We start from the raw sequence: 20,738 nt of genomic DNA, 5'->3' as shown, positions 1-20,738 counted from the left end.
GGCCCAGCACAAGACGGGACGCTTGATTCTGCGCGAGCCAAGATCGTCGTTCTGTTAGAGTAAAGGTATAATTTCTATACCATTCATTCATATGAAAGCGAAGACATTTGACGAGCGCTTTGACAGCGGAGAAGAGATGACCGATGCCCTCGATCTATCCGGGGCCCAGCGGCCGCTCCGCAAACAGCGGCGGGTAAACGTGGACTTCCCGGACTGGATGATCGAGTCGCTGGACCGAGAAGCCAACCGACTGGGTGTCACCCGCCAGTCGATCATCAAGATCTGGCTTGCGGAGCGGCTGGAAACGACCACTGCCGCCCGGAAAAGCGAGGGCACGCCCCGTTAGCCACCGCCAGGTATCGACCGGGAGCGCCCCGTGGCACGACCATCCGGACAGAACCCTCAGGAAAAACCGCTGTTTTCGGCCTCCGAGACCGAAGAGCGGCACTCGGATCTGAGCGACGGGCGCCGCGAAGAAATTGTCCGGGCGGCACGAAACACCCCCATAGCCCGGGAACGCCCGCAAAAGGGATTGGCTACGGCTCCCGCCGTGCCAATCACCGGCAAAGGGCCGTTGGTCATCGGCATCGGCAACCCCTGGCGCGGCGACGACGGTATCGGCCATGCCGTGGTGGACGCGCTGGCCGACACCCCGGGCCTCGCCACCGCCAAGAGCCACGGCGAGCCTGCCGAACTGATGGAGCTGTGGCAGGGACATGATCCGGTGATCCTCGTCGATGCCATCGTCACCGGCGCCGCCCCCGGCACCCTGCACCGGCTGGACGCCCGCGAGCCCCTGCCGCGCGGCGCCCGTTACTCCTCCCACGGCATCGGCCTCGCCGAGGCCGTGGAACTCGCCCGTTCCCTCGGCGAGCTCCCGGAAACTCTCATCGTCCACGGCATCGAACCCGCCCGCCTTGAGGACGGCGCGTGTCTCTCACCCGAGACCCTCGACACCCTTGCCCGGGTCGTCACCCGGATCACAGAGGACCTCGACGAGGCTGTATCCCGATCCCGCCCGGCTCCCTGAATCGGTTCAGCCCAAAGCCAGAAATGCGCCACCCCCTTCCGCAGCCCGCAGGCGTTACGGGAAAGGCCGCACAGACCGGCGCGCGAAGCCGGGCCGCACGTGAAACGGGCCCCGGAATCGCTTCCGGGGCCCGTTGGGGCTGAATCCTCAGGGACTTATGCCATCAATCCCGGGGCCGGCTTCTTGCGCCGGCGCAGGGACCAGCCAAGCATCACGAGACCGAGACCCACGAGAAGCAGCGAGCCGGGCGCCGGGATTTCGCCATGTCCGTTGTCCCGGTAGTAAATCGAGACGTGCGAGATGTCGCGGTCGTTGCCCTGGCCCGGCAACGGAAACGGCGGGCTGGTGAACGGGGTGGCATAGTCTCCATTCAGGGCTCCGGTTGTGATGTCATAGGCGACCAGGTTGGTATTGCCGCCATCCTTGAAGACCATCATCAGGTTATCGAAACTGGCCCAGAAATCGAGGTCCACCAGACCCCAGGTCCCGCTCTCGGCGTCACCGTCGAAACTCACAATGGTGGCCGGGTCACCCGGGTCCGGTGTAAGGGCGTCGCCGTCATCGTCGTACTTGCCGTCGAACGACCAGTCCGAGTAGTCGAAGAACGCGGTATTGTTGATGAGCGTGGGGCTGTCATTCTGGTTGCCATCGAGCGGCTCCAGAATCTGGCAGCCCTGGTTGGGATTGACCTTGTTTTCCAGGCCCCCGTCGACGTCCGAACAGTTGATCAAACTGGCGGAAGCCGGTCCAGCCACGAGCATGCTGCCCGCGAGGAGAAAAGCGAGGGTTCCGCTGCGCGAAACTGTCTTGTCCATGATAGCTACCTCCATGGTATGCGAGGGCAGATTGTGGTTTGGGTGCTGCACTCATACATGGATATGCAACATTCGCGCCCGACGGAATGGGCGGCCTCTCCCCCTTTGAGAACAAAGGCTTGCGTTTCGGGGCCCAACCAGGGGCACAGGGGCGACCACGAACCGTAAAGTATGTGGACAGCCCCCCGGGACGACGAAGAGCACGGCCGGAGGGCTCGCGCGGTGCGGGCGGATGTGCCGCAATGACTGGTGTGGTGCGACATACGGCCGGATTCCTCCCCGGGTTCGATGGGCGTGGCCAACGGCGCTGCCCGGGCCCGGGCGTGCGGGTGCGGCCCGATGCTGTAAAGCGATCGGACAGCCTGTCGGTGCGAGCATGGCCGCTGCGGGGTGAAAAACATCCGGGGCCCGCTTCCCGGGGTGCCACCCCCACAAGTCATTAAATGCAGGGGCTCGAGCGCGAACGTGTACATTGATCAGTGTTTCCCTAGTATGTGGGTATCAGCAAACCCGTTCCGCCGTCCGAGAGCAGTCCATGCCGCCACCGAGCGATGATCCCACAGTCCAGGCCCTGCCAATCGTCGGTGTCGGGGGCTCCGCGGGTTCACTCCAGCCCCTTCAGTCCCTTCTGGCCCACCTGCCTGCCGACACCGGGGCGGCCTACGTCATCGTCACCCACCACCCCAGGGGCGAACGCAGTCTGCTGCCGGAGATCCTGGGGCCGCACACGGCCCTGCCGGTACAGATGGTCGAGGAAGGCGAGGCGCTGGCGCCGGACCGCGTGTATGTAGCGCTTCCGGACGACGGCTGGGTCCTGGTCCGGGGACAGCTGATGCGTTCGCGCGACCCCCTGGAACGCCCCGGCAACGGCCCTCCCCACCCCATTGATACCCTCTTCCGTTCACTGGCGGAGGGGGCAGCACACCGGGCCATCGCGATTGTTCTCTCCGGAACGGGCAGCGACGGCACCCTCGGGGTCCAGGCCATCAAGTCGCGCGAGGGCATGGTCATGGCCCAGGCCACGGATACCGCCGAGTTCGGCGACATGCCGGGCAATGCCATCGCCACCGGGCAGGTGGACTACGTGCTGCCCGCGGCCGACATGCCAGCCACCCTGACCGGCTATCTCCGTTCCCGGGGTGACCGCCAGAAGGCCCTGGCGGATCATGCCCCTCTGATCCCGCAAAACCTGCTGGCCCGGATCCTGAACCAGGTCCGGCAGCGCACCGGCCACGATTTTTCCGGGTACAAGACCAGCACCCTGCATCGCCGCCTGGAACGGCGCATGGACCTGCGGCAGATCGTGGATGCCGAGGAATACCTGACCTATCTGCAGACGCATCCCGAGGAAATCGACCTGCTCTTTCAGGAGTTCCTGATCAGTGTTACCAACTTCTTCCGGGATCCCCCCGTCTGGACCACGCTGGCAGAGAAGCTGCTGCCGGCCATGCTGCAACGGGCAGCCCGGACGGGGCAGGAGTTCCGCGCCTGGGTGGTGGGCTGTGCGACCGGGGAAGAGGCCTACACGCTGGCCATCCTCGTCCGGGAATGTATCGAGCACTGGGAGCAGGCCCCGGAGGTCCGGATCTTCGCCACCGATGTGGATCAGGCGGCCATCAACATCGCACGGGCGGGACGCTATCCGGCGGGCATTGCCCAGGATCTGACCGAGGCACGGGTGCGCCGGCATTTCTCGGCCGAAAACGACGCCTACCGGATCGGCCGGGAGGTGCGGGACATGGTGGTGTTCGCCGAGCACAACGCGCTGCAGGACCCGCCGTTCACCGGGCTGGATCTCATTACCTGCCGCAACCTGTTGATCTATCTGGAGCGTGACCGTCAGGAGCGTCTCCTGGCGCTGTTCCGTTACTCCCTGCGCAGCCAGGGTCTGCTGCTGCTGGGCGCATCGGAAAGCCCGGATTACCACAGCGAGGCCTTCTCGGTCGCGGACAAGGAAAGCCGGATCTTCCGCGTCGCCGAGGGGGGCCTGCCGTCGCTCCTGCCGGAGATGCCGGGGCCCAGCCGTCACCATCGGGCACTGCCCTCCCAGGAAAGCAGCGACAGCCCGGCCACCGGAACCGGGAACAGCCTCGCCCGCAATGTGGAACGCCTGCTGGCCCTGCAGTTCGCTCCGCCGACAGTGGTGGTCAATGACCGCGGGGAGGTGGTGTACATTCACGGACGCACCGGGCGCTTCCTGGAACCCGCCAGCGGCCCCGCGCGGAATCAGATCCTGGAGATGGCTCGGCCGGGGCTGCGGGCGCCGCTGTCCCAGGCGTTGAAGGACGTGACCGGCAGCGATACCGATCACGTGACCCGCGAGGTGCAGGTCCAGACCAACGGCGATACCGAGCCGGTCCGGCTGGAAGTCCGGCGGATCCGGACACCCGCCGCCCTTTCGGGATTCCGCCTGGTGGCCCTGCATTCGGTCCCTGCCGTGGACCCGGCGGAAGCATCCATTGAATCGTGTGCGACGGCAGCCGCCCCGGAAGGCGGCAATACCGCGGACGCAACCCGGCTGAAGCGGGAGCTGGAGGCCCTGCGTCAGGACAAGCAGTTCGCGGTCAAGGAACTGCAGTCCTCCAACGAGGAGCTGCAGTCCCTTAACGAAGAACTGCAGTCCATGAACGAGGAGCACCAGAGCAGCAACGAGGAGCTGGAAGCTGCCAAGGAGGAAGTCGAGTCCCTCAACCAGGAGCTGCGCAGCGTCAATACCGAGCTGCAGACCCGGGTGGATGACCTGACCGAGGCCAACGATGACCTCAAGAACCTCCTGGAGAGCACCCACCTCGCCATCCTGTTCCTGGATGAATCCCTGAACATCAAGCGCTTTACCATGCCCGCGCAGACCCTGATCGCGGTACGCCCCTCCGACATCGGCCGCCCTTTGAGGGAGCTGACCACCAGGCTTTGCTACGACTCCCTCGAGGCGGACGCCGAGGCGGTTCTGGACAGCCTTATCCCCCGCGAGGTGAAGGTGCAGACGCAGACCGGCCACTGGTATCTGCTGCGCATCCAGCCCTACCGCAGCACCCGGAACGTGATCCGCGGGGTGGTGTGTACCTTCCAGGACATTCAGGCCGCTCAGGGGGTAGCCCGTCCCGAGGCATTCTTCCGGGCGGTCGTCGACACCGTTCGCGAGCCCCTGCTGGTGCTGAATTCGGAGTTGCGGGTGGTGTCCGCCAACGACGGCTTTTATCGCAGCTTCCCCCTGACCCCGGAGTCGGTGGAAGGCCGAAGCCTGTTCAAGCTGGCAGACGGGCAGTGGAACCACCCGGAATTGCGGGCCCTGCTGACCGAGGTCCTGCCGCAGAACAAGGCCTTCCACGACTTCGAGCTGACAGCGGATTTCGGCGACCCGGAGTCGACCGGCCTGCTCCTGAACGGCCGTCGCCTGGAACTGGAGGACGACGCGAGCATGATCCTGCTCACCATGGAGTTCCGGAGACCGGTGTCCCGGGCCCCGGAACCCGCCGCAAGGAGCCCCGACCATGGACCATGACGACCCGAAACCCCTTCCGCCCGAGGCCCTGCGCGAAGCGGCCCGTCAGCGCCTGGGGCGCGGCCTGACGGACATCTCCGAACGGACCGATGCGGATACCCGGGCCCTGGTGGCGGAGCTGGAGCTGCATCAGGAGGAGCTGAGGATCCAGAACGAGGTGCTGCAACAGGCACGGGACCACCTGGAAACCGCCCGGGATCGCTACCGGGACCTGTTCCAGCAGGCCCCGATGGGTTACCTGATCCTGGACGACGAGGGTCGGATACGGGAGGCCAACCGGGCCGCCACCGAACTCCTCGCCCCGGGAACCGATGTCACCGACCAGCCCCTGTCCGCTTTCGTGGCCACCGAATCCCAGGATGCACTGCACCTGCACCGCCGTGCACTGACCGGCGCGGGGAAGGCCCATGTTGTGGACGAACTGAACCTGGTGGGCGACGGCTCAAGCCCGCGGACCGTGCGCATGGACACGGTGGCGGAACGCAACAAGGACGCCGCCGAGGCCCGGTTCCGTTGTGCCCTCATGGATATCACGGAACGCCGCCGCGCGGAGGATCAGCTCCGGATCGCGGCCCATGTGTTCGAGGACGCCGGCGAGGCCATCGTGGTGACGGATCCGGCCGGCCGCATCCAGACCGTCAACCAGGCCTTCACCCGCATTACCGGCTACACCAGCAGCGACGCCATGGGCGTCAAAATCGGCCGCCTGCTCAAATCCGGACGCCACAGCCAGGCCTTCTACGAAGAAATGTGGGAAGGCATCAACCAGCGCGGATTCTGGGAGGGGGAGATCTGGAACCGGCGAAAGAACGGGGATGTTTACCCGGAATGGCTGACCATCAACCGCGTGGATGACGATGTCGGCCAGCCCCGTTACTTCGTGACGGTCTTTTCGGACATCAGCCAGCTCAAGGATTCCCACCGGGAGGTCGAATACCTGGCCAACCACGATGCGCTGACCGGCCTGTCGAACCGCAACCTGTTCCAGGACCGACTTCTCCAGGCCATTGCCCAGGCCCGGCGCGACGGGAAACAGGCGGCCCTGCTGTTCCTCGATCTGGACGATTTCAAGACCATCAATGACACCCTGGGCCACGAGGTGGGCGACGAGCTGCTGGTCGAAGTGGCCTCCCGGCTGCAGGAGGTGGTGCGTGACGTGGATACGATCGCGCGCCTGGGCGGCGATGAGTTTACGGTCATCCTCGCCGACACTCACACCGACGAAGCCGCCTCGATTGCCCGGCGCCTGGTGGCGACCCTTGCTCGCCCGTTTGAAGTCCGGGGCCGAAGCCTGCGTGTCACCTGCAGCATCGGCCTGGCGCTGTACCCCGACGACGGCGAGGATGCGGACACCCTGTCCCGCGCAGCCGACATGGCCATGTACCGGGCCAAGGCCGACGGCCGCAACCGGCTGCGTCTGTACGAACCGGCACTGCACCGGCGCCTGATGGAAGACTGCAGCCTGGAGGACGCGCTGCGCCGGGCTCTGGTCAACGACGAACTGCGCCTCGTCTATCAGCCCCAGTTCGACGCAGGCGATCCGGAACGGCTCGTGGGCGCGGAGGCCCTGCTGCGCTGGGAGCACCCGGAGAGGGGAGCGGTCAGTCCGGGACACTTCATACCCGTTGCGGAGAAATCCGACCTGATCACCGAGCTGGGCCGGCGGGTGGAGAAGATCCTGTGCGAACAGGTCGGCGCCTGGCGGGCGGCCGGGCTCGACCCGCCCCCGATCTCCTTCAATGTCTCGCCCCGGGACTTTCGGGAAGGGGAGTTCGCCACGGCGCTGTTCCAGTGCATGACGCACCACGGCATCGGCGCAGACCAGCTCCAGCTGGAGTTCACCGAGGGCACGCTTACCGAGCGCTCCGATATCGTCCACGAGGAGATCCGCAGGCTTCACCAACAGGGGATCCACCTGGCCATCGACGATTTCGGGACCGGTTACTCCTCCCTGATCAACCTCAAGCGGCTCCCCCTCGCCGAGCTCAAGATCGACAAATCCTTTGTGGACGGGCTGGGCACGGACGAGAACGACGAAGCCATTGCCCGCGCCAGCCTCGCCATGGCACGCGCCCTGGCCCTGCGGACGGTAGCCGAGGGCGTGGAGACCCCGCAGCAGCTGGCCTGGCTGCGGGCGCACGGCTGTGACCGTGTCCAGGGCTTCCTCCTTGCGCATCCTCTCGAGGCGGAGGATTTCCGGGCCATGCTGCAGGGCACCCGAAGAGCCCGATAATCCGGATCCGGGATCGTGCCTGCGCGAAGCAGGGGCCGTCGTCGGCAACCCCGCGGGCAAGGGTCTAGACTTCAGGGAAGCACTGATCCGGTGCACGTTCGTGCTGGCACCCCGCTAACCATGACACCGGAGCGCAAGGAGAAAGTCCATGAGTCCGGTTCGCATTCTCGGTATCGTCCTGCTGGTCGCAGGGATCGTGATTCTTTATTTTGGCTGGCAGACTTCGCAGGGCTTGGTCGAACAGGCCCACGAGACCCTGACCGGCCGGTTCACGGATGAAACCACGTGGTATTTCATCGGGGGCGGTGTGGCCGTAGTCCTGGGGCTGCTGCTGACGATATTTGGCGTCAAACGTTAAACCCCGGGCATTTTCCGGGTGCAGGGCTGTCCTACTCGTACAGGCAGGAGCGCCCTGCTCCTCCGTCTCGCAAGCAGGTTTTCCATGTCCGCACACACCCCTCCCGTCGCCTGGACCTCGGCCATCTTTTTCGCCCTGTCGAATCTGGCCGCACTCACGCTGGTGCCCTGGTGGGGTCTCACACAGGGTTTCAGTGGCGCAGCCTGGCTGTTCTTCGGACTGTTCCTGGTATTGAGCGGGCTGGGGATCACGGTCGGCTATCACCGCCTGTGGGCGCATCGCAGCTTCAAGGCGCGTGGCCCGCTGCGCGTGATTCTGGCGCTTTGCGGGGCGCTGGCGCTGCAGAACAGCATCTACAACTGGAGTGCCCGGCACCGCGTGCATCATGGCTACGTGGATGACGTGGAACGCGACCCGCATTCCATCAAGCGCGGCTTCTGGCACGCCCACATGGGATGGATGCTGCGCAACTGGCCCGCCAGCCGGGCCGATTATTCGCGCGCGAAGGACCTGACGAAGGATCCGGTGGTGATGTGGCAGCACCGCCACTACTGGACCCTGGTGTGGGGGCTGAACCTGGGGTTGCCCTTGCTGCTGGGGCTGGTGTTCGGGGACGTGATCGGCATGCTGCTGCTGGCGGGCGTGCTGCGGCTGGTGCTCAGTCACCATTTCACGTTCTTTATCAACTCCCTGGCGCACTGGTGGGGATGGCGCCCCTACAGTGACGAGAATACCGCCGTGGACAACGGCCTGGTCGCGTTGCTCACCTGGGGCGAGGGGTACCACAACTTCCACCATGCCTTTCAGGGCGACTACCGCAACGGCGTGCGCTGGTGGCAGTACGACCCCTCGAAGTGGCTGATCAACCTGCTGGCGTGGACGGGGCTGGTGCATGACCGGCGCTGGACGCCGCGCTTCAAGATCCTGCGCGCGCGGCTGCACACCGAGTTCCGCCGCCTGCTGAACGCCGATGCGGCCGGGCCGATGCACGACACCTGGCGCGCGACCGTGGAGCGCGAGTACCAGCACTTCCGCGATACGGTGAACCAGTGGCAGCAGGTGCAGGCGGACAACATGCGGGCCGGACGCGAGGCCCTGAACGACCGCTGGCTGCGCACGGAACTGCGCACCCGATTCAAGGAGCTGGAGTATCGCCTCAAGATGCAGCGCCGCCGCCTGCGCGCGCTGTCGGCCTGCCACCGGACGCCATCGGCTTCCGCCTGACGCCGTGCCCTCCCGGGAGTTCAGGGACCCGGGGAGTCCATTGAAGCGGACACCCCGGTCGAGCTCGGGCATGCGCCCGCCGCCCCGTCACGCTATGCCGTGTCGTCGGCGATCTTTTTCGCCACGCGATCGGCGACCTTGCCACGCACCACCACCTCGTCGGCTCCGGCCTCACGCGCGGCCTTGAGCATGCTCCCTTCCACATGCGGGCCAAAGGCGAGGATGGCGGCACCCGGACAGCGTTCACGCCAGGTCGACACACTCGCGACGTCCCGTGCACCCAGGTCGATCACGATCAGGTCGGGGGCTGCGGGCTCGCCGCTGCCGGTCACTTCGGCACCGGCCGCGCGCCAGCGCGATTCGAGCCGCACGCGGGTCATCAGGTCGGGGGTGTCGATGTGGATCTGCATGGATGTCGGGCTCCGTTCAGTGGGTGTCCGCCGCCCGTACCCGTCGAACATGCCGGATGACATCCGCGGCGAACGGGATGGAGAGGACAACGCCGGATCGAGGAACCCGGGGTGCCAACCCCGAAGGGGCTCGGCCGCCCGTTGTTGATCAAAACGGGCGCGCGCACGGCGTTGCGGCTCCCTTGTGCAGAATGCTGCACGGCGGTCACCGCGCCTTGTTCGCACGCAAAAGCGACTCGAGCGCGAACGTGCACATGGATCAGTGTTTCCCTGGCAGAAACATCGACGGTTTCCAGGTTTCGTTCTTTTCCATGCCGCCTCCCTGCAGCCATTATAGGAAGGAACCAGTCTACCTTAAGGAAACCGGGACGGGGAGACACTGAACCATGCACGAACATTCGCTGATGGCCGACTTGCTGCGCAAGATCGAACAGGTGGCGGCCGACAACAACGCCGAGCGCGTGACCCGGGTCCGGGTGTGGCTCGGGGCGCTGTCGCATATCACGCCGGAGCATTTCCGCGAGCATTTCGAGGACGGCACCCGCGGCACGCTGGCCGAGGGCGCCGAACTGGAGGTGGAGACCTCGGACGACGAGACCCACCCCGAAGCCCAGCAGATCCTGCTGCGGAACCTGGACGTGGTGTGAACGACCGCGCCCGTGCGCGCTGGCGCCTGATCGTCGCAGGCCGGGTACAGGGCGTCGGGTTCCGGCCGTTCGTCGCCCGTCAGGCCCGTCGGCTGGGGCTGACGGGGGCGGTCGCGAACACCGCGGAAGGGGTCGTGATCGAGATCGAAGGGCCGCAGGCGGCACTGAAGTCCTTCCGCCATTCCCTGGAGGAGGACGGCCCGCCGGCCGCACGCGTGGACCTGATCACCGCCACCACGATTCCGCCGCTCGGCGATACGGATTTTTACGTCCGCACCCATCATGCCGCCGGCGGGGGCGCTCCCGCACTGGCCCCTGACCGCGCGCCCTGCCCGGCGTGTCGGGCCGAAATCCGTGACCCGGCTGCGCGGCGGTTCCGCTATCCGTTCACCGCCTGTGCCGACTGCGGACCGCGCTGGAGCATCGCGACCGACCTGCCCTGGGACCGGGCCCACACCACGCTGGCGGCGTTCCCGCTGTGCCCGGCCTGCCGGACGGAGTTCGAAGATCCGGAGGATCGGCGCTTCCACGCCGAGGCCATGGCCTGCCCCGCCTGCGGCCCGCAACTGACGCTGCGCACGCCGGACGGGGGCGCGCGGAGCACCGGCGACGACGCCCTGCGCGCGGCGGTGGACACCCTGCGCGAAGGGGGCATTCTGGCCCTGAAGGGGACGGGCGGCTTCCAGCTGCTGGTGGATGCCACCCGTCCGGAAGCGGTCGCGCGGCTGCGCCGGCGCAAGCAGCGGCCGGAGAAACCACTGGCGATCATGCTGCCGGGTCGGGCCGAAACGGATACGCTCGCCCGCATCGACGATGTCGAGCGGGCGCTGCTGGAATCCCCGGAGGCCCCCATCGTACTGGTCGAGGGCCGGCCGGAGGCACCGCTGGCCGAGGGGGTCGCCCCGGGGCTCGGACGTCGCGGACTGATGCGCCCGTCCACCCCGCTGCATGTCCTGCTGCTGGACGACTTCGGCGAGCCGGTGGTCTGCACTTCCGGGAACCGCAGCGGCGAGCCCCTGTGCATGGAGGGCGACGAGGCGGTTGCCCGGCTGGGCGATATCGCGGACGCGATCCTGGATCACGACCGGCCGGTCGCACGGGCGCTGGACGACTCCGTGTTCCAGGTCGCCGCCGGCGAACCCCAGTGCCTGCGACTGGGGCGCGGCTGCATGCCAACGCGCGTGCCACTACCTGCGGGGGAGCCCGCGGTTGCGCCCGCGCCGGTCACCCTGGCCCTGGGCGGGCAGCTCAAGGCCGCGCCCGCCCTGGCGCTCGGGAATGAAGTGGTGGTCGGCGCCCATGTCGGCGACCTGGAAAGCGACACGGCATTACAGCGGCTGAACCGCGAGGCCCGGGCGCTGGGGGAGCTCTGCGGGGTGGACATCGAACGGGTCGCCTGCGACCGGCACCCGGATTACGCCTCCACGCGCCTGGCCGAAACCTGGAACCTGCCGCTCACGCGGGTACAGCATCATCATGCCCATGCGGTCGCTGCCCTCGCGGAGCACGGCGTGCGCGAACCGGCGCTGGCCCTGGTGTGGGACGGGGCCGGGCTGGGCGACGACGACACGCTGTGGGGCGGCGAGTGCCTGAGTCTCGACCGTGACGGTAGCTGGCGCCGCAGCGGGCATCTGCGACCGTTCCGCCTGCCCGGGGGCGAGGCCGCGATGCGCGAACCGCGGCGCGCGCTGCTGGGTCTGCTGCATACCCGGTACCACGGCGATCGCGCGACCCTCGAGGCCAGCCCCGCGCGCGCCCTGTTCACCGCAGCGGAATGGCGGCCGCTGCTCGCCTGCCTGGACCGGGGGATCAACGCCCCGGTGACCTCCAGTGCGGGAAGGCTGTTCGATGCGGTCGCGGCACTCAGCGGCCTGCGCATCGCCGCCGGCTACGAAGGGCAGGCCGCGCTACACGTACAGGAAGCCGCGGAAGCGGCAGGGCACCCGGACGACCGGGCACGGTACGGTGATCCAGACGCGATCCCGCTGGATACCGATCTTGCACCCTGGCAGGGCGACTGGGCCCCGCTGGTCGATGCCCTGCTCGCGGAACGCGCGGCGCGGCCGGTGGACGCGCCCGCACGCATGGCCACGCGGCTGCACCGGGCGCTCGCGGGATTCGCGGTCGCGGCGGCCCGCGCCAATAACCGGGAAACCGTGGCATTGACCGGCGGATGCTTCCAGAATCGGCATTTGCTGCAACAATGCGTGGACGCCCTGCGGGCGGCCGGTTTCCGCCCGCTCTGGCCGCAGCGCATCCCGCCCGGCGACGGCGGGCTGGCGACCGGCCAGGCCGTGATTGCAAGACGGGCGACCTCGCCCGTGCGAACCACCGACGGAGACTGAGACCATGTGCCTGGCCATCCCCGGCCGCATCGACCACGTGGAGGAGGCGGACGATCCGCTGTTCCGCCAGGCGCGCGTCGCGTTCGGCGGCGTCACCCGAACGGTCTCTCTGGCCTGCACGCCGGAGGCCGGGCCGGGCGACTACGTGCTGGTGCATGCCGGCATCGCGATCGCCACCCTCGACGAGGCGGCCGCCGAACGCACCCTGGCGGCGCTGCGCGAAATCCCCGGGCACGATCCGTCCGCTCCGGAGGCTCCGTGAAGCACCTCGACGAATACCGCGACCCGGCGCTGATCCTGCAGCAGGTCGAGGCGATCCGCGCGGCCTGCACCCGGCGCTGGACGCTGATGGAGGTCTGCGGCGGCCAGACCCACGCGATCCTGCGCCACGGGCTGGATGAATTGCTGGCCGACTCGGTCGAGCTGCTCCACGGGCCCGGCTGCCCGGTCTGCGTGACCCCGGCCGAGACCCTTGATCAGGCGGTACTGCTGACCCGCCGCCCGGAGGTGATGCTGTGCACCTTCGGCGACATGCTGCGCGTACCGGGCGCGCTGGGCGACCTGAACGCCGCGCGCGCGGCCGGGGGCGACGTGCGCGTGATCTACTCGCCGCTGGATGCTGTCGCACTGGCGCGGGAACACCCGAAGCGCGAGGTGGTGCTGCTGGCGGTGGGCTTCGAGACCACCGCCCCGGCCGCCGCCATCGCGGTGCTGCAGGCCGAGGCCCTGGGCCTGACCAACCTGTCGCTGCTGGTCTCGCACTCACTGGTGCCGCCGGCGATGGAGGCCCTGCTGACCGACCCGGACAGTCGCATCCAGGGCTTTCTGGCCGCCGGACACGTCTGCACGGTGGAAGGTGCAGACGTCTACCGGACGATCGCCGAACGCTTCCGGATTCCCATCGTGGTGACGGGCTTCGAGCCGGTGGACCTGCTGGCCGGGATTCGGGCCTGCGTGGAGCAGCTGGAACGCGGCGAAGCGCGGGTGGAGAACCGCTACGACCGGGCCGCCCGCGATGACGGCAACGCCGCCGCGCGCGATGCGGTCACCCGCGTGTTCGAGCCGGTGGAACGCGAGTGGCGCGGGATGGGCCGCCTGCCCGCCAGCGGCCTGGGCCTGCGTCCGGAATACGCGCGCTTCGATGCCCTGAAGCGCTTTGACCTGGCCGGGACCGAATCCGGAGGAGACGGTCCCTGTATCGCCGGCCAGGTGCTGCGCGGGCTGAGCCGACCCACCGACTGTCCGGCCTTCGGCCGCGAATGCACCCCGGATCACCCCCTGGGGGCGCCGATGGTCTCCTCCGAGGGGGCCTGTGCGGCCTACCTCCACTACCGGGGCGAGACATGACCACCGAGGTCGTGCGGCTGGCACATGGCGGCGGGGGCCGGCTGCAGGCCGGGCTGCTGGACGAGGTGATCCTGCCGGCCCTCGGCGCCCGCGCCTGCGGCGCCCCCGATGCGGCCGTGCTCGACGCGCCGGGCGGGCGCCTGGCCATGACCACCGACAGCTTCGTGGTGCGGCCGCTGTTCTTTCCCGGCGGCGACATCGGCCGCCTCGCGGTACACGGCACGGTCAACGACCTGGCGATGGCGGGGGCGCGACCGCTGTGGCTGACGCTGGGGCTGATCCTCGAGGAGGGGCTCCCGCTGGAGGACCTGCGCCGCGTCCTCGCCTCCGTAAGCGCGGCCGCCGAAGAATGTGGTGTGCAGGTGGTGGCCGGCGACACCAAGGTGGTCGAGGCCGGGCATGGTGACGGGGTCTACATCAACACGAGCGGCGCAGGCGTGGTCCCGGACGGGGTTGGCATCAAACCGACCGCGATCCGGCCGGGCGACGTGCTGCTGGCCAGCGGCGACCTCGGGCGCCATGGCGTGGCCATCCTTGCCGCACGCGAGGACCTCGGCCTCGAGCCGCCCGTGCCCAGCGACAGCGCGGCGGTCGCTGCAGCCGTGGCGGCCCTGCTGGATGCCGGGGTGGCGGTACATGCACTGCGCGACCCGACCCGTGGCGGCGCCGTTGCCGCACTGCAGGAGCTGGCCGAGGCCTCCGGCTGCCGCCTGGTGCTGGACGATGCGGCCATCCCCGTACGCGAAGACGTGCGCGGGGCCTGCGAGATCCTCGGGCTGGACCCGCTGCACTCGGCCTGCGAGGGGCGGTTCCTCGCGGCCGTCCCGGCGGTCCATGCCGAGCAGGCGCTGGCGGTCCTGCAGTCCGTTCCGGTGACCCGGGACGCAGTCGCCATCGGCCGGGCCGTTGCCGGCGATCCGGCGGTGATCCGGCGTCTGCCGACCGGCGTGGAGCGCCGGCTGGTCCTTCCGGCCGGGGAGCAGCTCCCGCGCATCTGCTGAAACCCGCTGCCGCACGCGCTATCGTTGTCCGGCCCGTTTACGCAGCAACAGGAGACCGATCATGAGCCTCAGTCGCCTCACTCTCGTCCCCCTGGCCCTGGCCGCCAGCCCGGCGCTCGCGCACCCCGGACATGGGCACGGCGACGGCCATTCTTCCCTGCTGCATTATCTGAGCTCGCCGGAGCATCTCTGGCCCGCGGCCGCGGTCCTGCTGCTGGCCGCCGTAATCGGGGGCGCCTGGCTGTGGCGGCGGTCGCGCCGGCGGAAAGACCCGCGGAGCTGACAGCGGGCACGAATCCTGCTGACAAAACCGGTGCATGCTCGGGAGAGCCGGTCACGACTGTGAAAACCCGGTTCGGGGATAATGCGCGCGCACCAAAAGGAATCGGAAACGCACCATGAACGAACTGAAACAGGCCATCGAGCACCAGCGGGAGTACCTGGAAGAGCGGCTGCATGAGCCACTGAGCGGGATCGCGGCGCGCCTGGTGCCGGCCTGGCCCCGGCGCGAGGAACTGGACTCGATCCTGGAGGACGGGATCCGGCGGATCCCCGAGGCCACATTCATGTACGCGCTCAACACCCGCGGGATCCAGCTGTCCGACAACATCTCCCGCAGCGGCGTGCTGCCCGAGCACTTCGGCCGCGACCGCTCGCAGCGGCCATACATGAAGGAGGCAGTGCCGGCCGACGGTTTCCTGCTGTCCGAGGCCTATATCAGCCTGCTGGGGCGGCGCCCGTCGCTGACCGCCCTGCAGCTCGTCCGCGACGACAACGGCCGGGCCCTGGGTTTCCTCGGCGCGGACTTCGACCTGCGCAACCTGCCGGACCTGTCGGAAGACCTGTACGAGGAATCCAGCGAGTGGCGTCAGATCAAGGGCGACCCGTCGATCCGCGGCACGCTGTTCCAGCAGAGCCGCACCGAAAGCCTGATGGACCGCAACATGGACACCGCGCTGGCCATCCTGGAGGAGCTGTTCACGGAGCGCGGCGTGTTCCAGGGCGTGTTCCACTTCTCCAGCTCGCGCGCGACCCTGTGGACCACCGAGGATCCGTACCGCTACCGCATCCTGACCCACGAGTCGCTGGCCGATCCGGATGTCTGTCTGGCCTTCCCCCACGAGCCCTACCCGGAGGAGGCACTGATCCCGCAACGGGACATCGGCCGGGTGCTGGACGGCCTGCGGACCCTGCGTTTCGCCGACGACACCGTGTATCTGCGTTCCGCGTCGCTCAACCTGTTCAACGGCATGGTCAGCCTGACCTTCTCCTGCGACGGCTCGCACTACATGACCTCCGAGGAATTCCTCGGGCGTTCCATAGAATTCTGGCTGGGGGCGACCGGCTGATCCGCCCCGGCCTCATACCCCCTCGGGGGCCGGGTCATTTTCCCGGGGTCACGGCGCTGCATGTATATTAGTATTCCCTAATAAACACTGGAGAGAAGCATGCAGCGTACCCTCGCCGCCCTGACTCTGGGCCTGGCCCTCGCCCTGCCCGCCACCGCCGTGGCCGACGACGTCCACGAATTCGGGATCTCGCCGCAGGCGACCTACAACCTGGTGCAGGAAGACGGCGATGACATCCTGTTCATCGATGTCCGCGACCCGGTCGAGATCATGTTCGTGGGCTTCACCGACGAGGTCGATCTCAACATCCCCTTCCTGCTGGTGGACCGCCACGACTGGGATGACGAGAAGAACCGCTTCAACCCCTCGCGTAACCCCGACTTCGTCGACCAGATCGACGCGGCGCTGGACGAGCGCGGCCTGGACCGTGACACCACGATCATCACCATGTGCCGCTCCGGCAGCGAACGCGGAGAGCCCAGCGCGGCATTCCTGCGCGAGAACGGCTTTCCCAACGCCCGTTACGTGGTCAACGGCTTCCAGGGCGACGCCATCAGCGAAGGCGAACGCGCCGGCTTCCGCCTGAAGAACGGCTGGCAGAACTCCGGCCTGCCGTGGAGCCGCGAGATGAACGCCGACAAGATCCACCGCAGCGACTGACCCCACCCGGATCCGTCCGGATCCTCCGCGGCCCCGGATGCCACCGGGGCCGTTTCACCCGTTTCGTACTCTCCCGCCCGGGGGTGTCCCGCAATCCCCGAAACCGGCATCATGGCAGGGTCTTCATCCCTCCCGCCGGACTCGACATGGAAACCGCCTCCGCCAGCGACATCGGGGCGCGCCCCGAACAGCAGGATGCCGTCACCGTCCGGGTCTCCGACGACGGTCGCCGCGCACTGCTGGCCGTCGCCGACGGCATGGGCGGCCACGCGGCCGGGGCCTGGGCCTCGCATACCGCCATCGCCACCATCGAGGCGCACTGGGAGCAGTGCAACGGCATGCCCACGCGTCCGGCCCGCTGGCTGGAAACCGTTGCCCGCGCGGCCCACGACGCCCTGCGCGCGGAAATCACCGACGACACCGCCCCGCCCGGGACTACCCTGGTGGTGCTGTTCGTGGATGAGTCCGGTGCGTGGTGGGTGCACTGCGGCGACAGCCGCCTGCTGCATTTCCGTGGCACGCGCCTGATCGAACGCACCCGCGACCACTCGCGGGTGCAGGAGCTGTTCGAGGCCGGGATGATCCGCGAACAGGAAATGGCCACCCACCCGGATCAGAACCACCTGCTCGCGGCGCTGGGCATGCCCGGAGGCCTGCGGCTGGACCACGGACACGCGAAACGCCATCCGGACTCCGCGTTCCTGCTGTGCACCGACGGCTTCTGGGAACAGATCGAGCCGGCGGAGATGGCGGGCCTGCTGGTGTCCGATGACCTGTCCGGCGGGCTCGACGAGGCGGTGCGGGTAGCCGCCAGGCGCGGGGGCCCACGCGGCGACAACATCGCCGTGGCCGCCTGGCGCAGCGGCGCCCCCCGGGGCTTCGATCGCCTGCGCCACCGGGGCGGGTCGCTGGTGCCATCGACGCTGCTGGGCGGGATCATCCTGCTGGCGGTGCTGGCGATCCTGTTCTGGCCGGTCGGCGGCGGATGAACGGAAATCACGGAACCCGTATACTGTATAAACAGTGAAGCAGTTCACATAATGGATCGTCCGATGGCCCCCTCCCGTTTCGTCCGCTCGCTGTTGCTGTTGTCCCTGCTGTCCCTGACGGGCGGCTGTGCAATGCTGGAACAGGAACCGGACGCAGACCCGGAACCGACCCAGGACCCGCAAGCGACGGATGAACCGCGGGAAGCAGCCCGGTCGGACGAAAAACATGCCTCACCGCCGACCCTTGCTGCTATCCTGAGCCGGCTGCAGGCGGGCGAATGGGACCGGGCGGAGACCATGCTGGAGCGGTTCCGGGAATCCCGCCCCGAGGACCCCACCGCGCGCTCGCTGCAGCGTCAGCTCACGGAGGACCCGGAAACGCTGCTCGCCGACGGCGAGACCCGGCATACCGTGGAAGCGGGCGAGACCCTGGGTCTGATCGCCAGGCGCTACACCGGCGACGCCACGCAGTTCGTGATCCTGGCTCGGCTCAACGACATCCGGCGGCCGGAACACCTGACCGTCGGTCAGCAGCTGCGGGTTCCCCCGCCCGCCGACCCCCAGGACGCCGGCGAGCCTGGTGTCACCCCCGATCTCGACGAGCAGCTGCAGGCCCTGGGTGCGGGCGCGGAAGACGGCTCCCGCGAACATGGGGAGTCCTACCGCATGACCATCCGCGCCGACCTCGACGCCGGGCGTCACGAAGCGGCCTACGAGACCGCACGGGCCGCCCGTGAGGCCGCCCCCGATGAGGCCTGGGACGACTGGCTCGACCCGCTGGAACAGGAGGCCATGGCGGCTCATTACGAACAGCGCGGCCTGGATGCGCGAGACCGCGACGACGCGGACGCGGCCAGGGACTGGCTGGAACGCGCACTCGAGGCGGAACCCGGGCGCGAACCGGCACGAACCGAACTGGCGCGTCTGCGGCGCGCGGAAGCGGAGACCCTGCACTCCGCCGCGATCGTCCACTACCGCAACCAGGAACTCGAGCGGGCCATTGAGCTGTGGGATGCCGCGCTCGAGCTCGATCCCGACTTCGACGCGGCGGAAGGCTATCGCCTGCGCGCCCGCGAGCTGCAGCGGCGCCTGGAGAACATGGAGTAACCGGCCGGACCGCGGCGGACTATCCGCTGCGTTCGTCGCCGCCCGGGTCCGCGCCGGGCGGCCGTTCCGGTGGAGCCACTGGCATGGTCCGCGTGGCGGAGGCATCGTCCTTGTGCCCCGACGGCGCCGGGTCCGCAGCCGCCCGCTTGACCCGCGCTTCCAGCGAATCCGCCATGGCGTTGTAGGCGGAGAATACGCGTTCGAAGTCGTCCCGCCGCCGCACCCGGATACGGGTATCCAGCCGCCCCTGAGCGATCTGGTCCAGCGCGCCGCGCAGGGTTTCCATCGGCACCTGCAGGCGCCGGGCAAAGACATAGACGCCCAGCAGCACCGCCAGCACGGTCACCACCGTCAGCATGAGCAGCGCCATCATGGTGGTGCGCCCCGCTTCCTGCAGCGAAGAGGTACTGAGCGCCACCTGCAGATGTCCCAGTTCGAAATCCTGGAACCGCACCGGCGCCTCGAACAGGAACACCTCGTTGCCGTCCGGACCGGCGGTGGACCATACCGTGCGCCCCTCGCGCGAGAGCAGAAGATCCTCGGCCGGCGGCTCGTTGCGCGGCTCGCCCAGCGCGTCCGGGTCGGAGCTGGCGACGATACGTCCGTGCCGGTCGCTGACGGACAGCAGTTCGATCTCGCGATTGGCCTGCATGTCGCGCAGGCGCGCCTGCATCGCGATGGAATCCTCCAGCAGCAGGTCCTCGGCGCTCTCCACCGCGATGGTGCCCGCGAGCGTGGAACCGTAATCGAAAGCGAGGTCGGTCATCACCTCGTTCTGTTTCTGCTGCACCAGGAAGGCACCCACCGCCAGCGTGACCGCGACCAGAGCCCCCATCACGGCGGTCCAGCGCAGGCGCAGGGGCACGATGCGGCGCCCGGCACCGGCGCGTTCGCGTTCGGCGCGCTCGTCCTCGATGCGCTGCAGATCCACCAGCAGCTCGGCGGCCGACTGATAACGCCGGGACGGGTCGCGTTCCAGCAGCCGGCGCACCACCGCGACCAGGTCTTCCGGGCAGTCGCGGATGATCGGCCGTGGTTCCGGCACCGGCTCTTCCAGGACCCGCTCCAGGACCCGACCGGCCTCGCCATCCAGAAACGGCCGATGCCCGGTGAGCAGTTCGTACAGCACTACGCCCATCGACCACAGATCGCTGCGACCGTCGGCATCACCGCCGCGGATCAGCTCGGGGGCCATGTAATGGGGAGTACCGGCCGACGCGGTGTGGTCCTCGGCGCGCCATTCGGGATCGAACAGGGTCTCGGCAATGCCGAAATCCATCACCTTGATGTTGACCGTGGCACTGGTGACGAGGATGTTTTCCGGCTTGATGTCCCGGTGGATCACGCCATGGCGGTGAGCATAGTCCAGCGCCTCGGCCAGCTGCTGCGCCACCTTGAGAAAATTGCGCAGCAGCAATGGCCGGAACTGTTCGGCGTAGGCATCCAGCGTCTGCCCCTCCACCAGCTCCATGGCGATGAACGGCCGGCCCTCGGCTTCGCCCACGTCGAAGACCGTGACAATACCCGGGTGGGTCAGCGTACCCGCGGCACGGGCCTCGGTCAGGAAGCGCTGGCGGTATTCCGGATCGCAGGCGTAGTCGTCATGCAGGATCTTGATGGCCAGGGTCCGACGGATCTGCGGGTCATACCCCTGATGGACCGTCGCCATCGCGCCGCGGCCCAGCTCCTCGCCCACTTCATACCGGCCGAAGCGGCGCATG

19 protein-coding genes are annotated in these 20,738 nt (G+C 68.2%); 16 read left to right on the top strand and 3 right to left on the bottom strand.

The features are described from left to right. The first annotated feature begins 91 nt into the window (after window positions 1-91). Together brnA and D577_RS0109935 are read left to right on the top strand one after the other, a co-directional pair. On the top strand, window positions 92-346 hold the full coding sequence (gene brnA / locus D577_RS0109940; protein ID WP_371180229.1) for a type II toxin-antitoxin system BrnA family antitoxin: 255 nt from the start codon (window positions 92-94) through the stop codon (window positions 344-346). Window positions 347-550: 204 nt separating this feature from the next. Continuing rightward, complete coding sequence (locus D577_RS0109935) at window positions 551-1,030, top strand: hydrogenase maturation protease (protein WP_077244580.1); 480 nt, start codon at window positions 551-553, stop codon at window positions 1,028-1,030. Between the two features lie 155 nt (window positions 1,031-1,185). Here the strand turns inward: D577_RS0109935 and D577_RS0109930 are convergent, their stop codons facing one another. Next, window positions 1,186-1,791, bottom strand: a complete 606-nt coding sequence (locus D577_RS0109930) for a PEP-CTERM sorting domain-containing protein (RefSeq protein ID WP_018947328.1) — start codon at window positions 1,789-1,791, stop codon at window positions 1,186-1,188. Between the two features lie 589 nt (window positions 1,792-2,380). Here D577_RS0109930 and D577_RS0109925 point away from each other — a divergent pair. The 4 genes from D577_RS0109925 to D577_RS0109910 all read left to right on the top strand — a co-directional run bounded on the left by D577_RS0109925 (window position 2,381) and on the right by D577_RS0109910 (window position 9,162). Further along, window positions 2,381-5,347 carry a CheR family methyltransferase gene (locus tag D577_RS0109925; RefSeq protein ID WP_018947327.1) on the top strand — a complete coding sequence of 989 codons (2,967 nt, stop codon included), beginning with the start codon at window positions 2,381-2,383 and terminating at the stop codon, window positions 5,345-5,347. Then, window positions 5,337-7,580: a bifunctional diguanylate cyclase/phosphodiesterase gene (locus tag D577_RS0109920; RefSeq protein ID WP_018947326.1), complete on the top strand. Its 2,244-nt coding sequence runs from the start codon at window positions 5,337-5,339 to the stop codon at window positions 7,578-7,580. The genes D577_RS0109925 and D577_RS0109920 overlap by 11 nt, the downstream gene beginning before the upstream one ends. A gap of 148 nt (window positions 7,581-7,728) precedes the next feature. Next, entirely contained in the window at window positions 7,729-7,938 is a 210-nt protein-coding gene (locus tag D577_RS0109915) for a DUF3185 family protein (protein ID WP_018947325.1), read from the top strand. A gap of 84 nt (window positions 7,939-8,022) precedes the next feature. After that, the gene (locus D577_RS0109910; protein WP_018947324.1) at window positions 8,023-9,162 is read left to right on the top strand and encodes an acyl-CoA desaturase; all 1,140 of its coding nucleotides are present in this window, start codon (window positions 8,023-8,025) and stop codon (window positions 9,160-9,162) included. 92 nt (window positions 9,163-9,254) lie between these two features. On the opposite strand, the gene D577_RS0109905 is transcribed toward D577_RS0109910, so the two are convergent. Further along, window positions 9,255-9,572: a hypothetical protein gene (locus D577_RS0109905; protein WP_018947323.1), complete on the bottom strand. Its 318-nt coding sequence runs from the start codon at window positions 9,570-9,572 to the stop codon at window positions 9,255-9,257. Window positions 9,573-9,958: 386 nt separating this feature from the next. On the opposite strand from D577_RS0109905, the gene D577_RS0109900 reads away from it, so the two are divergent. From D577_RS0109900 to D577_RS0109855, 10 genes are all read left to right on the top strand, one after another. Further along, window positions 9,959-10,219, top strand: a complete 261-nt coding sequence (locus D577_RS0109900; RefSeq protein WP_018947322.1) for a hydrogenase maturation nickel metallochaperone HypA — start codon at window positions 9,959-9,961, stop codon at window positions 10,217-10,219. Beyond that, window positions 10,216-12,564: a carbamoyltransferase HypF gene (gene hypF, locus D577_RS0109895; protein WP_018947321.1), complete on the top strand. Its 2,349-nt coding sequence runs from the start codon at window positions 10,216-10,218 to the stop codon at window positions 12,562-12,564. Before D577_RS0109900 ends, hypF begins: the two co-directional genes overlap by 4 nt. A 4-nt stretch (window positions 12,565-12,568) precedes the next feature. After that, window positions 12,569-12,826, top strand: a complete 258-nt coding sequence (locus D577_RS0109890) for a HypC/HybG/HupF family hydrogenase formation chaperone (RefSeq protein WP_018947320.1) — start codon at window positions 12,569-12,571, stop codon at window positions 12,824-12,826. Beyond that, a complete protein-coding gene (hypD, locus tag D577_RS0109885) occupies window positions 12,823-13,911 on the top strand; it encodes a hydrogenase formation protein HypD (protein ID WP_018947319.1) in 1,089 nt (362 codons plus the stop codon). The genes D577_RS0109890 and hypD overlap by 4 nt, the downstream gene beginning before the upstream one ends. Beyond that, window positions 13,908-14,912 carry a hydrogenase expression/formation protein HypE gene (gene hypE, locus D577_RS0109880; RefSeq protein WP_018947318.1) on the top strand — a complete coding sequence of 335 codons (1,005 nt, stop codon included), beginning with the start codon at window positions 13,908-13,910 and terminating at the stop codon, window positions 14,910-14,912. Before hypD ends, hypE begins: the two co-directional genes overlap by 4 nt. A 61-nt stretch (window positions 14,913-14,973) precedes the next feature. Beyond that, entirely contained in the window at window positions 14,974-15,195 is a 222-nt protein-coding gene (locus D577_RS0109875; RefSeq protein WP_018947317.1) for a hypothetical protein, read from the top strand. Window positions 15,196-15,310: 115 nt separating this feature from the next. After that, entirely contained in the window at window positions 15,311-16,261 is a 951-nt protein-coding gene (locus D577_RS0109870; protein WP_018868822.1) for a PDC sensor domain-containing protein, read from the top strand. A gap of 99 nt (window positions 16,262-16,360) precedes the next feature. Next, window positions 16,361-16,921, top strand: coding sequence for a rhodanese-like domain-containing protein (locus tag D577_RS0109865; RefSeq protein ID WP_018947316.1), 561 nt, complete (start codon window positions 16,361-16,363; stop codon window positions 16,919-16,921). A 146-nt stretch (window positions 16,922-17,067) separates the two neighbouring features. Beyond that, a complete protein-coding gene (locus D577_RS0109860) occupies window positions 17,068-17,910 on the top strand; it encodes a PP2C family serine/threonine-protein phosphatase (protein ID WP_018947315.1) in 843 nt (280 codons plus the stop codon). A 63-nt stretch (window positions 17,911-17,973) separates the two neighbouring features. After that, window positions 17,974-19,017: a LysM peptidoglycan-binding domain-containing protein gene (locus D577_RS0109855; RefSeq protein ID WP_018947314.1), complete on the top strand. Its 1,044-nt coding sequence runs from the start codon at window positions 17,974-17,976 to the stop codon at window positions 19,015-19,017. Between the two features lie 19 nt (window positions 19,018-19,036). On the opposite strand, the gene D577_RS0109850 is transcribed toward D577_RS0109855, so the two are convergent. Beyond that, window positions 19,037-20,737 (bottom strand): serine/threonine-protein kinase, encoded by a 1,701-nt coding sequence (locus D577_RS0109850; protein WP_018947313.1) that lies wholly within the window; start codon window positions 20,735-20,737, stop codon window positions 19,037-19,039. Between the last annotated feature and the right edge of the window lies 1 nt (window position 20,738).

This window comes from Thioalkalivibrio sp. AKL17 (assembly GCF_000377885.1).
Classification (GTDB): Bacteria; Pseudomonadota; Gammaproteobacteria; order Ectothiorhodospirales; family Ectothiorhodospiraceae; genus Thioalkalivibrio; species Thioalkalivibrio halophilus.
Note: the sequence above shows the minus strand (reverse complement) of the source record. Positions and strands in the feature narration are given on the sequence as shown.